The sequence below is a fragment of the Buttiauxella brennerae ATCC 51605 genome (assembly GCF_001654925.1).
GTDB lineage: Bacteria > Pseudomonadota > Gammaproteobacteria > Enterobacterales > Enterobacteriaceae > Buttiauxella > Buttiauxella brennerae.
Genome location: NZ_LXER01000017.1, coordinates 361,963 through 374,862, shown reverse-complemented (window position 1 = coordinate 374,862; position 12,900 = coordinate 361,963). Strand labels below are relative to the sequence as shown.

13 protein-coding genes are annotated in these 12,900 nt (G+C 48.0%); 6 read left to right on the top strand and 7 right to left on the bottom strand.

Translation table 11 applies throughout. The features are described 5' to 3' along the window. Positions 1–26: 26 nt before the first annotated feature. Positions 27–428 carry a hypothetical protein gene (locus M975_RS09935; protein ID WP_064559051.1) on the bottom strand — a complete coding sequence of 134 codons (402 nt, stop codon included), beginning with the start codon at positions 426–428 and terminating at the stop codon, positions 27–29. A gap of 104 nt (positions 429–532) precedes the next feature. On the opposite strand from M975_RS09935, the gene M975_RS09930 reads away from it, so the two are divergent. From M975_RS09930 to M975_RS23640, 3 genes are read left to right on the top strand one after another with little or no spacing between them, the layout of a single operon-like run. After that, positions 533–1,378, top strand: a complete 846-nt coding sequence (locus M975_RS09930; RefSeq protein WP_064559050.1) for a phage repressor protein CI — start codon at positions 533–535, stop codon at positions 1,376–1,378. 8 nt (positions 1,379–1,386) lie between these two features. Next, complete coding sequence (locus M975_RS09925) at positions 1,387–1,788, top strand: hypothetical protein (RefSeq protein WP_157093361.1); 402 nt, start codon at positions 1,387–1,389, stop codon at positions 1,786–1,788. A gap of 38 nt (positions 1,789–1,826) precedes the next feature. Next, complete coding sequence (locus tag M975_RS23640; RefSeq protein ID WP_483413589.1) at positions 1,827–1,979, top strand: YdcA family protein; 153 nt, start codon at positions 1,827–1,829, stop codon at positions 1,977–1,979. A 312-nt stretch (positions 1,980–2,291) separates the two neighbouring features. On the opposite strand, the gene M975_RS09920 is transcribed toward M975_RS23640, so the two are convergent. Continuing rightward, the gene (locus tag M975_RS09920) at positions 2,292–3,230 is read right to left on the bottom strand and encodes a transporter substrate-binding domain-containing protein (protein ID WP_064559048.1); all 939 of its coding nucleotides are present in this window, start codon (positions 3,228–3,230) and stop codon (positions 2,292–2,294) included. A 366-nt stretch (positions 3,231–3,596) separates the two neighbouring features. On the opposite strand from M975_RS09920, the gene M975_RS09915 reads away from it, so the two are divergent. The 3 genes from M975_RS09915 to M975_RS09905 all read left to right on the top strand — a co-directional run bounded on the left by M975_RS09915 (position 3,597) and on the right by M975_RS09905 (position 6,742). After that, positions 3,597–5,087: a SulP family inorganic anion transporter gene (locus M975_RS09915; RefSeq protein WP_064559047.1), complete on the top strand. Its 1,491-nt coding sequence runs from the start codon at positions 3,597–3,599 to the stop codon at positions 5,085–5,087. Between the two features lie 427 nt (positions 5,088–5,514). Beyond that, the gene (locus tag M975_RS09910) at positions 5,515–6,042 is read left to right on the top strand and encodes a GNAT family N-acetyltransferase (RefSeq protein WP_064559046.1); all 528 of its coding nucleotides are present in this window, start codon (positions 5,515–5,517) and stop codon (positions 6,040–6,042) included. Between the two features lie 55 nt (positions 6,043–6,097). After that, a complete protein-coding gene (locus M975_RS09905) occupies positions 6,098–6,742 on the top strand; it encodes a metallophosphoesterase (protein WP_064559045.1) in 645 nt (214 codons plus the stop codon). Positions 6,743–6,744: 2 nt separating this feature from the next. Here M975_RS09905 and M975_RS09900 read toward each other — a convergent pair whose 3' ends face one another. The 5 genes from M975_RS09900 to yebS all read right to left on the bottom strand — a co-directional run bounded on the left by M975_RS09900 (position 6,745) and on the right by yebS (position 12,757). Next, positions 6,745–6,936 (bottom strand): YdfD/YebW family protein, encoded by a 192-nt coding sequence (locus tag M975_RS09900; protein ID WP_064559044.1) that lies wholly within the window; start codon positions 6,934–6,936, stop codon positions 6,745–6,747. 107 nt (positions 6,937–7,043) lie between these two features. Then, entirely contained in the window at positions 7,044–7,283 is a 240-nt protein-coding gene (locus tag M975_RS09895) for a YebV family protein (RefSeq protein WP_034455162.1), read from the bottom strand. Between the two features lie 112 nt (positions 7,284–7,395). Continuing rightward, positions 7,396–8,838, bottom strand: a complete 1,443-nt coding sequence (gene rsmF / locus M975_RS09890; RefSeq protein WP_064559043.1) for a 16S rRNA (cytosine(1407)-C(5))-methyltransferase RsmF — start codon at positions 8,836–8,838, stop codon at positions 7,396–7,398. Between the two features lie 72 nt (positions 8,839–8,910). After that, entirely contained in the window at positions 8,911–11,544 is a 2,634-nt protein-coding gene (locus M975_RS09885) for a PqiB family protein (protein WP_064559042.1), read from the bottom strand. Continuing rightward, positions 11,513–12,757, bottom strand: coding sequence for a membrane integrity lipid transport subunit YebS (gene yebS, locus M975_RS09880; RefSeq protein ID WP_064559041.1), 1,245 nt, complete (start codon positions 12,755–12,757; stop codon positions 11,513–11,515). The genes M975_RS09885 and yebS overlap by 32 nt, the downstream gene beginning before the upstream one ends. Positions 12,758–12,900 lie beyond the last annotated feature (143 nt).

The following is a 12,900-nucleotide window of genomic DNA, read 5'->3' as shown; positions in this document are numbered from 1 at the left end:
GCTCCTAATAAACTCGCATAATCGAATTAAGATTTGATATAGCGACATTTCTTCGCGTGCTGGCGATTTCTTTCATTCCATGCAGCAATATTGATTAGGGCGTTACCATGTTTTTCCATTACATCTGTACGTTCCTTGCCTGTTTCTTTGCATTTGACTGTGCGCTTAACAGTTGTGGTAGGTGTAGGGGCGAGAAGTACCACGCCATTAGCGATCCACTTTTCAAGCAGGGAAGGGCTGATGCCATTTACACGGCAGAAATTGTCCTTAGACATGGTTGCGCAGGCACTTGCAGCCATAGCGTTTTCAACAGCTTCACTGACAATATCCGTGAGCGTTGGTAGAAGAGTGGTTGCAATGTTAGCTAATAAGAATTGAACGTCAGGCTGCTGTTCTTGGGCTGTGCTGTTTGCATTTTCACGGGACATAAAGCAGTATCTCCGGTTAGACAATCGTGTTCTATGGTGTTTCATGTGGTGTGAATACACTTTAGATCGCAAAATTTTTGGTGTAAACAAAAATTTGGTGACTCATGTCAAAAAGAACTATTGATGCAGTGGCAGCACTTGAACGCATCTTGGTGGTGTATGGCTTCAAACAGCAGAAAGATTTAGCGGAACACATTGGTATACATGGCAATAATGTAAGCAGCTGGCTTGCGCGCAATACAATTCCAAGCAGTGTATTTCTTGAATGCCATTTAGACACTGGTGCAGATATCCACTGGCTTATGTATGGAGAGTTTGCAAATGCGAGTTGTGAGGGGCGTAAACATAAATTAAGAGGCAAGGCGCTCTTAGATCTTATCCTTGAGTCTGGAGGAAAGGCTGTTCTTCGTAGAATGCTTGACGCCTACGGCTTCACTACTCAGAAAGAACTGGGTGATTTGCTTGAAATTTCATCGGCTACTATAAGCACCTGGATTAGACGTGATTTTTTCCCTGGTGATATCGTCGTTGCATGTGCTTTAGATACGGGCGTTTCGCTGGAATGGCTTGCTACGGGTAAAGGTGCTCCTTTAGTTGGTTCATCAGATACACATGTGGCCAATTACTCTGTATTGAAAAAATTCAGTATTATTTCGGGTTCTCTCGATGAAAGTGGTGAATGGATTTGTGACAAGTCACTCACTGAATCGCTCCCTGCAAGTTGTGGTTTTGTTGAAAAAATCAGTAGTAGTTGGATTGTCGACTTCGGGCAGACCAATTTAGGCAATGGTCGCTGGTTGATAAGTATTGATGGCATTCATGATGTTTATAATATCGCTCGAATTCCGGGTAATAAAATACAGGTTGTTGGTGATGCGGGAGAGTTTCAATGTCTCGTAACAGATATTGTGTGTGTCGGGAAAGTAAGAAAAACAGTCGAAGATAATTAGGATTTGATGTGATAAGGAAGATGATTTTTTGCTGCTTATTTTTAGCAGGCATTGCCCATGCTGATAGGGTTAGTTTACCTGACGATATGTATGACGCATTTGAGAGGGCTGGCTTTAGCGAGGCAGAGATTGATAACACATCTATTGATAATGGTGAATTTGTCGTTTTACTGGATGATGAACATTTAAATCAGGGTCGTATTGTTAATGTTATCAATGTAATTTGTGATTTTACTCGGTCTTATCCAAAGAGCTGGAAAGGTGCGGAATTTTCAAGCATTAATTTATTGGATGTATCTCAAGAGAAAGAGTTTATATTTCGTGGTGGGATAAAGACATGTTTGTTTTTACCTAATGATGCAAAATATTCTGAAATAGTAAGATATAGTGAAGTAAAGAGACATTATTAATGAAAAATAATCTATATATAGTTTTGGTATTGTCTTTAATGATGAGTTCGTCTTTTACTTACGCAAAGAACTATCCCTGCTCAAAATCTAAAGGAGGGGTGTCTCATTGTACTGGTGATGGCAAGTTTGTTTGCAATGATGGCTCAATCAGTCGCTCTAAGAAACATTGTAGTAAGAGTGATGAAGGATAAGTTACTGTAGACACGCGGTAGGCAAAGAGGAGCCTAACTTATTGATTTTAGGTGCCTCTTTTAGTATTCGGTCTTTTTTTATCTGTCTTCCAAAACAACTACTTAGCGAAATATGCCAAAACTCCTTCTTCTGGCACTCGCGTCATACTCATAACAACATAAACTGCTTTTTGTGTGAATCCAAATATTTTTCAGGCATTTTTTTTGATGACGTCTGGAAGTTTTCAGTAACATTCTCCCAGAAGTCATAGGGTATATTTAGTGATTAAGTTCTCGTCGTTTTCTAACTCATTGAGTTGACTAAACTAACTCTTACTGAGGTGTTATGCTTGTCTGACTGGCATCAGGAGCTTTATTACCGACATTCAGGAAACTATTCTTTTGCTCGATGAGTCTCTCAGACATAGGTTGCCGTATATTCTCACCTGAGGAAGTAATCGGTGACATAAACCACTTATTATATAAAACATCAAATTTATTAGAAATAAAGATGGATTTTATTTCAGCGTTGATAATATTGAGCATGTCATCTGCATCTTTAGCGACGGCCAATCCATAAGATAATTCGTCTCCTAACGCTTCAGTACCCATCTCATAATCATCTCTGTCAGGTATTTCGGCGAGTTTACTGCGTATGATAATATCATCAGTAACGAATGCTGAAATATGACCTTCCTTCAATAATTTAAAACCTTCATCAAAACTACGTACCAGCTTAACTGAGACAGAATAGTTTAATTCTTGATTCACTTTCGCCAGGAGCAATGCAGAGGTTCCACCGCTTATTGCACCAACAGTACGCCCGGTAAGCATTTCTTTGTTGTTAATGTTTTCTGATTTTTTAGCTAATAAATTGGTTTGGGTGTAAAACCACGGTGTAGAAAAGTTTACTGTTTTGCTTCGTTGACTGGTGATTCCCGCAATAGCACAAAGAACATCTGCCTGATGATGAATAATATATTCAAAGCGCGCCGCGGATGAGATTTGTACCCATTGCACATCTATTTTTGTGTTATAGCGTTTTTTGATGCTATCGACAACGTCCAGGCAGAGGTCTATTGCCATCCCGGTGGGTTTGCCATTTAATTCCCAGGAAAGAGGTTTATTGCCATCTACCCAGGCTAATTTAATACTGTGCGCACTAAGTACTTTATCGAGTACTGGATCGGCCACCGCATTGTTGCAAAATAATGCTCCAGCAACTAACAGAAAAGAACCAATCCATTTACAATGAGCTAAATGACGAAACAATAGTAAGTCCCCATTTATTAAAATGGCTAAAAAAAGATAATTTCATATAAGATCAGTAATGAGCGGCAGCATTATAATAGGTTTTATTCGTGTTTTCTAATATTAGTAATTCTATTAATGGCTATTTATGATGTGTCTAACATGTTGCGAATTTTCATGATAAAGACCATTGTAATGTTGGTGATATTATTGATGTTTTTATGTTGAAGTCTGCTTACTGCAACCTGTGTATAGCACTCATCCACATGGTGCAGATGCAAATTCAATCAGGTCATATTAATTAGCATCCTTACTAACCTATCTGTACAATCACGCCGGCCCCAAGAGGGCGTAATTAATAATGATAAACCTGCAAAGACAAAAACGATGACCACAACTCAAACTGAAATACACCGTCAGGAAAATTCTCTCTCGCATGTTTTGCGTAGTCCGCGTTTGCTTGCGCGGGAGTCGCTGGCCGGTGTGATAACTGCATTGGCATTAGTCCCGGAAATCATTTCATTCTCGGTCATTGCTGGCGTTGATCCAAAGGTCAGTCTGGTCGCTTCTATCGTCCTGTGTTTATCCATGTCAATTCTTGGCGGGCGCCCGGCAATGGTCACGGCAGCCGCAGGGTCAGTGGCGTTAGTTATCGGGCCAATGGTACACCAGCACGGTGTTGAGTACATTTTCCCTGCGGTATTACTGGCGGGTTTGATACAGATTCTGTTCGGTGTCACGGGGCTTGCGCGAATGATGCGCTATATACCGCTGTCGGTGATGACCGGGTTTGTAAACGCGCTGGGTATTCTTATTTTCTTCGCCCAGGTTCCACATATTTGGGGCAACAACCCACTGGTATGGGGGTTGTTTGCGCTGACCCTGCTCATCGTACTGTTTCTGCCGCGCGTGTTCAAAACGGTCCCATCGCCACTGGTGGCGATAATTGTCATTACCGCGCTGTGCATCGGAATGGGGCTTTCAGTTCCAACGGTGGGTGAGGCCAGCCCAATGGCGGCGGGGCTGCCGGGTCTGACGCAACTGCTGGTGCCGTTGAATGTCGACACTTTACGAATCATCTGGCCTTGTGCGTTGAGTATTGCGTTTGTCGGTTTAATGGAGTCACTGTTGACCGCCAAACTTGTAGATGAGCTGACTGATACACCTTCCAGTAAACGCCGTGAATGTTGGGGACTTGGGGTGTCGAATATTTTTGCCGGGTTCTACGGTGGCATTGCCGGTTGCGCAATGATTGGCCAGACCATGGTTAACGTCGAACTGGGTAAAGGGCGCACGCGTGTTTCGACCCTCGCGGCAGGTCTGGTGTTATTGCTGTTGGTCACCGGTTTAAGTGAGTTAATGGCAAAAATTCCGATGGTGGTACTCGCCGGGATTATGGTAATTGTCGCGGTGAAAACGCTCAACTGGCACAGTGTTAAACCCGCTACCTTAAAAAGAATTCCGCTACCGGAAACGCTGGTAATGGTGACGACTGTCGCGGTGACGGTAGCAACCGGAAACCTGGCATTGGGTGTTGTCGGTGGGGTGGTTTTTGCGATGATTTTGTTTGCGCGCCGAATTGCCCACGTGGTGAGGGCCGAACGTATGTTATCTGATGATGGGCAGACTGTGTGCTATACGGTGACCGGGCCGCTGTTTTTTGCCAGCAGCAACGATTTATTTGAGCATTTCAAATATGCCGACGACCCACAAAACGTCATTATTGATTTGTCACAGGCACAAATCTGGGATGTCTCAACAGTCGCTGTGCTTGATGCCATCGAAACCCGCTATCAACGCTATGAAAGCAAAGTACAAATTGTGGGGCTGGATGTTCGCAGCAGCGATTTCCATGAGCGCCTGAGCGGTAAAATCTGATCGCCAATTTCGGGTTAGCCAGATTTATTTGATGGGTAAATGACAAAACTGTGAATCTGCCGTTACTTTTGCAATCTTAATGCTGCTAGATTCATGTTAGTTCCAGAGTGAAACGGAGGTGCCAGATAGTCTTGAAACTGATCCTCAAAAGTAAGCTGGTGGGTGCGTGGTAGGTTTGATGACCACATTCCCTTGGGGCGAAAGCCATCATAAATCGCTTTAATTAGCATCATATTTACCAGATAACTCGTATCACCTCTCTAAAGGCTGCCATCGTGCAGCCTTTTCTATTTCTGTGCCATGCACGCTTTCTTTGCAGCACCATTGCTCAACGGATCACACACAAGAGTTCGGATTGTGTCGCAAACCGTATGGCGCCAAAATAAGTAAAAAACCGTACCCCAATCATACGTTGAAGGAAGTGAGCATGATTAACGCAGCACCTTGCCTGGAAACAGAGCGTTTAATTCTTCGTCATTTTACGCTTGAGGATTTTACCGATTTAGCCGCATGTTGGGCCGACCCGGAAATGGTGAAGTTTATTGGTGGTGGGCAACCACAAGGCCCAGAAATGACGTGGGGAAGACTACTGCGTTATATCGGTCACTGGCAGGCGCTGGGCTACGGATATTGGGCGGTGTTTGAAAAAGAGACCGAACGCTATATTGGATCGTTTGGTTTTCAGGATGCACGCCGCGAACTGACCCCGGCACTTGAACTTCCGGAAGCTGGCTGGTCATTGATCCCTGCGGTTCACGGTAAAGGTTACGCAAGTGAGGCATTAAGCGCAATTTTGCAGTGGGCTGATGATGAGTTTATTCAACCGGTTTGCTGCATTATTGACGATGACAATCTGCGTTCCATCCATCTGGCTGAACGTTTTGGTTTCCAGTTTCAGCACTATGTTGAATACCATGGAAAGCAAATCAAAATGTTCATTCGACCTCGCTGCTAACCATTACCGCCCACTGGTTTATAATTGAGCAATAAATAAACAAGGTGGGGGCGGTATGTATCAGCGAATTGACGGTGAGAACTGGCGACATGTGTTTATTGTCGGTGATTTGCACGGCTGCCTTTCAGAATTGATAAGCGAGCTGAAACTCCAGCATTTTGATTATCATCAGGATCTGGTGGTTTCGGTTGGGGATCTTATCGATCGTGGAGCCAATAGCCCCGGCTGCCTGGCGTTGCTCGGCAGCAAATGGTTTAAAGCAGTTAAGGGCAACCACGAAGCCATGGCGCTAGAAGCGCTGGACGAAGGGGAAGGCATGCTCTGGCAAATGAACGGTGGTGACTGGTATCGGGAATTGCCTGAACCGCGTCAACACAGTGTCCAGCAAGCCTTGCTGCATTGCCGCGAATTACCGCTGGTGATAGAGCTGCATACGCAGGGTAAAACGCTGGTCATCGCACATGCCGACTATCCTGCATCGCATTACAGCTGGAATCAGCCGGTAGATGAACATTTACTGGTCTGGAGCCGTGACAGGCTTAATAAGAATTTGCAGGGAAGGGGTGCGGATATCGACGGTGCTGATGAGTTTTACTTTGGGCATACGCCGCTCAAGGAAGCCGGCCATTTTCACAACCAATACTATATTGATACCGGTGCCGTGTTTGGCAACAAACTCACGATGGTGCAGGTCCAGTAAGTCTACAACGTGCTGTATTCCTGAGCCGGGTTCCAGAAACCACCAATAAAATCCTCTACCGGGAAACAGCCACCATAACGTATCCGTTGCTCGTCCATGGAGAACAGACACTGTTGTTCGGTATTAAAGACGTCCACCACAATATCCTCGCAACCGCCGTCCAGATAGCAAACAAACAAAACCAACGCAAACATGATGACCTTTGAGTTGTACCGTTTGGCTTAATTGTAGAGGATGTCACAAGAAGAAAGGCGAATCAGGTCAGATTAATTAACCCGTCTGGGCGACGGGTCATTTTGAATCATGCAAGGCGCATGACCCATGCATCAGATTTTTGGTCGTAATGTTGACGGTAGAGGACTGAATGTTCGCCATCAAGAACGGCGGGTATGCTGGTTTCGTCATCCCAGGCATCAAGTTGCATGCACAGGTCCGGGTCAGATTTACAAGGGATACTCAACGTTCGATCCCCTTGCTGCTCGCCATGTAATTCAGCATCATCAATTTCGAAGATGCCTATTCGTACGCTAGTTTTCGTCATCTCGCTCTCCTTGGGTCTGGGTACATGTGGTATGACCAGTGAGGCCTCCCACAGTAGAGAGTAGACAACAGTGCAAAAACTGCCAACTTCATGGAAGTTATTTTTTAGCGCATTAATTCCTGGAGGCAAACAGCTTGCCATCACGCACCAGTTCACGCGGATAGCTGTTTTTAAGGCGGGAGCCGACTTTCCTGGCCAGACCAAGAGGTTGCCCCTGATAAGTCACCACCACCTCATTAAGTGACGGTGTCACGTCTGGGTAAACATCACGCCCGTGGTACCATTCGTCAGCTTCCAGCTCTGTCAGTGCAAACGCCAGCGGTGAATCGCCAGGCACCAGCGCGATAACCGCTTCGTGCTGCCAGCGGTAACCTTTGTTGTACTGTTCGGCGAGGCGCAAGCCAATGCGTGAAAAACGAACCTGGCCAAATAGCGGGACAATCTCTTTCGGGAATAACCAGATCTCTTTGTCGCGCTGCCAGAGTTGCAGGCCGTTGTCCCAGATAATTCCGGATTGTCTCGCAGCAGCAGTGACTTCAGCGGCTTGTTTGCCGTGCAGCGGGGCAAACGGGAATTTACCGACTTTGTAGCCCGGTGCAGGCAGGGCATCTATCGAGGCAGTTTTACGCAGGCGTGCTACGAAAAAGCCTTCGCAATCATAAATCTGCGGAAAAACATGCAGGTAGCCTTCGGCAGTAATGGCTTTTGCAGCTTCCGGGAACAGATCATTGAGTGGCGCGATTTCAACCGCATCGGGCCATTCATCAAGCAACCACTGGCAAATCTGCTGATTCTCTTCACGGTTTAATGTGCAGGTGGAGTAAATCAGCGTGCCGCCGGGGCGCAGCGCATGGAATGCACTGGCGATCAGTTCGCGTTGCGTATCTGCAATGCTGGTGGTGCTCTCCGGTGACCAGTTACGCAGCGCGTCCGGATCCTTACGCACCACACCTTCACCAGAACAGGGCGCATCCAGCAAAATCGCATCGAAACACTCGGGTAACGCTGCGCCAAACACGCGGCCATCGAAGTGCGTGAGTGCCACATTACTGATACCGCAGCGGCTGATATTCGCATGTAAAACTTTTACGCGGCTGGCTGAATATTCATTCGCGAGGATCGCGCCGTGATTGCCCATCCGTGCGGCAATCTGGGTGGTTTTTGAACCAGGTGCGGCGGCGACATCCATAATGCGTTCTGGCTGGTTGCCGTCAGCAAACAGGGCCGCGACAGGCAGCATGGAACTGGCTTCCTGAATGTAGAACAGGCCACTTAAATGTTCAGCTGTGCTGCCCAGTGGCAAGCTTTCTTCGTCATCGCGCTCAATCCAGAAACCTTCTGCGCACCATGGAATCGGCGTCAGATGCCAGTCATAAGAGGCAACAAGTGCCAGGAAATCACTGACCGTGATCTTGAGCGTATTAACGCGAAGGCTGCGGCGCAGCGGGCGCTGGCAATACTCGATAAAACTTTCGAGCGTTTGATCAGCAGGAAGCGCGTCACGTATTGCATCAAGAAAGGCTTGTGGGAGAAAGGCAGTTTGAGAGTGAGCCACTAAGGAAGTCCAGAAAAAAATGAAGGGTGGAGTGTAGCACAAACGCCCCGGTGAGACACCGGGGCGCGGGCGTTAACGTGGCAGCGCAGTGCCCCATTGGCGCCATTCTTTGGGCTCGCTTTCCTCAAGCAGGAAGTGTTTGCCGGTTTCTGCTTTTGGCGCCAGTGGTGTACCCGGTGGCGTTGCAAAGGCGATACCGCCGCGAATGAACTGATTGAATGTGCCCGTTTTCACCACACCGCCGGTCAGGCCGAAATCAAGACTGTAGCCTGACGCCAGCCAGAACACCGAGCTATCACGCACCAGGTGCTGGAAGCGCTTACTGATGCGCAAGCCCACCATCACACGGTCGGAAAGGTTGCCTAGGGTCAAGCCGGTTACCGTACCGACTTCGATACCGCGGAACAGCACCGGTGTGCCGATGTTTAACGCGCCCGCTTCAGGCACTTCCACCACAATGTTCAGGCCGTCTGAGTAACGGGAGTCAGTAATAGAGGCTTCTTGCAACTCAAAGTCGCGACGAAGCGCACCACGTCCGGGCTCAACGTTAATGTATGGCTGGAGAATAGTGTCGAGGTTATCCACGCCAGAGGCGGAGATTTTCGGTGTGACAACAGAAAAACGAGTGCCGCTACGGGCAAATGTCTCAACAAACTCAGGGTAGAGAACTGCTTTAGCTTCGACTTCACTGCGTGATGCCGTCAGATTTAGTGACTCAAGCTGGCCGATGTTAATTCCCAGATAACGGATTGGCATACCTGCGGAAAGTTTACCGGCGTCAAAGGTGTGCAAGGTAATCTGGCTGCCAACGGCACGGGCGGCGGTTTCAGAGGCGTAAAGTATCCGCTTATCGCCTTTTTTCAGGCCGACGCTTGCGCCACTTAAGTTGTCGAAACTGATTGCCCCTTTTAAGGCGCGTGAAAGCGGGGAAGCCTGAACCGTCAGGCCGCTACCGTTAAGTTGCACGCGTGCGCCACCTTCAGCCCAGAAGACGCTGTTGGCGGTAAGCAGGCTGCGATATTCCGGTTTAACGTTGACGTCGATATCAAAACTATTCGCCCGTGGACGCACGCTGATAATTTCACCGACCTGGAATTTACGATACAGCACTACAGAGCCGGTCTGAATATCAGGCAGGCTGGCGGCAGTTAACGTTAATGTGGTCGTTGGCAAATCGCTCAGGCTGTTTTCAACCGCTTTTTCCAGGTTGGCGTACAGCGGATAGCTTTCTTTCATTGCCCCTTTATTACCCGGAATAATGCGCACACCGCCGTTGATCCACTCGCTGGCGCTGGCACCTAAAAGCTCAACGCCATCAATACCGACTTTCACATCAATACGGCTATTAACCACGAATTTGCTGTCACCCTGAACTAAATGGCGATATTCAGGATCAATAGCAGCGGAGAAGGTGACGCCTTTTGCTGACAACGTGCGCTCGAGAATCTGCCCGACTTGCACACCATGCAAAATAATTGGCTGACCGGCATCAATGCCATAACTTTCCGGAGCCGTCAGATTGAGTGTCATGACATTAGGTTGCTGTAATAGCGTTTTATCACTCGGGAAAACGACAAAGTGGTTCTGCGGATCGCCTTCACCCGGGACTAACTCAAAGGTGCTGCCGGTTAACAGGCTGCTCAGGTTCGGGTTACTGAGAGAGATTTTCGGGTCGCGCAGCTCGATACGCGTTCCGCTGCGCATCAAATTGACCACACTTGGGTCCACCGTCATTTGCCCGGTCACGGTGCTGCCTGGGTTGAGATTAAGTTTGGTCAGCGTACCGACTTCAAGTCCCTGGTACATCAACGCCGTTGATCCCGCTTTTAAGCCTTTGCCGCTCGGCAAATCGAGATCGATAATCACGCCACGCTGGCTATGCGCCAGGTCTTCATACAGCCCAAATTCGTCGTCGGCTTTGGCTTCGACCGAGTTTTCCGGCGAATCAAAGGCAATAGCACCGTTAACCAGTGCGGCAAGGCTTTCCAGTTGAACCTGTGCGCCAGAAAGGCTGACGTTGGCCTTCACACCCGAGACATTCCAGAAGCGGCTGCCTTTTTTCACCAGTTTGGCGAAACGGCGGTCGACCAGTACATCAATGGTCACGCCCTGATTATTGTTATTAATGGTGTAGTCATAGACGCGGCCCACCGGGATTTTTCGGTAGTAAACCAGTGACCCGCTGTTAAGCGAACCTAAGTCTGGAGAGTGGAGATGAATCATCAGTTCGCCGTTATTCAGGCGATATTTGGGTTGCGTGTCGAGTGCGGCGAAGTGCTCTTGCGGCTTGCCTTTGCCCGGCATCATGCCGATATAGTTCCCGCCAACCAATGCATCAAGCCCGGAAACACCCGCCAATGAGGCTTTCGGTGTGACCAGCCAAAATTGGGTATCTTCGCGCAGCGCATCTTTCATATCGTTTTTGATGCTGACTGTCACTTCGATTTTACGCAGGTCTTTGCTGAGACTGATGCTCTGCACGGTACCGACTTCGACGCCCTGATAACGAACAGGCGTGCGCCCGGCAACAATGCCGTCTGCTGAAATGAAATCAATGGTCGCTGTTGTGCCGCGCTCTTCCCATGTTGTCCACATCAGCCAACTGGCAATCATCAACGCGATAATTGGCAGTAACCAGAAGGGCGAAATACGGCGTTTTGTTTTAATTCGCGCTTCAGTCGGTGAAGCGGGCATTTCCTGACTCATGTGCGTCCCAAAGTAGTCGGCTATCCAGCCATTCGACAGCAAGAATAGTTAAAATAACCGCTGCGCCAAAATAAAACGCAGCCGGTCCCATAGTAAATGCCAATAGCTGATCGCGATTAACCAGCGACATCGTAAGCGAAATAACAAAGAGGTCGAGGATAGACCAGCGGCCAATCCAGGTAATAAAGCGTAGCAGTAAAATACGCGTTCTAAGCCCTTTCTCACATTTGAAATGGATACTTACCAGCAATGAAATCAGCACGATAACTTTGGTGAACGGTACTAAAATACTGGCGATGAAAACCACTGCTGCAACGGCTACGTTACTGCTGGCTAAAGAGATAATACCGGAAAAAATCGTGTCTTCCTGGCGCGAGCCATTGACGTAAAGAATCGAAATCGGCAACAGGTTAGCGGGCAATAAAAACACTAACGAGCCGATTAATGCCGCCCAGGATTTTTGTAAACTGTGGCGACGACGTACTCTCAGCGGCACATGGCAGCGTGGGCAACGCCCGCGGTTATCCGGCACGCCGGTAAAATGGCAACCGAGACAGACGCGTAATTGCGAATTCCAGGCGCGAGGCGGCCGCTGCGGGTAAAAGCGCGACCAAAGCTGTTCCATATTCAGGTGAATCAGGGTTAAGAGGCTTAATACCACAAGGGCAATAAATGCCACCAGACCCACGCCCGGCTGAATAAACGCAAACTCTCGCACCTTTATGCAGGCCACGCCAATGGCGACCAGATAAATATCCAGCATGACCCATTCTTTGAGTTTCTCCAGCATCAGCAGTACCGGGCGAAGATTCATGCCCAGGATATTACCGAAATAGAGATAGGCGATACCGGCGACTAACGTTGCAGGAGCACCCACCGAACAGAACAACACCATCGCGGCCGTCAGAGGATCACCCTGGCGGGTCATCTGCCAGATGCCCTGAAACAAATTGGCATCAATGCGTGTACCTAATAAATAGATGCGCACTAAGGGCTCTGAAAAAGCGACAGGCATCAGTAACAGCATGGCGACTGCCATTGCCGCCAGGCGTGTGAGCGACCAGTCGCGTCCATGGTAAACTTTAGCGTCACAACGCGGGCAATACGCGCTCTGCGATGATTTAACCAACGGTAACGAGAAAAGGGTATCGCATTGAGGGCAACGCTGATAACGTGCCTGCGGTACAGCATGGCTAATGGCGTGTATTTTCATGTGTCATCGTAAGCAGGGAATACCGCTGGCGCATGGGGTATCTCAAAGGGTTATGAAATATTCTTTAAGCGTATAGTAATTCAATGAATGATACATCTTGTGGCATAAGGCATTTAATGCTTATTTTACTATGCTATGCAGTT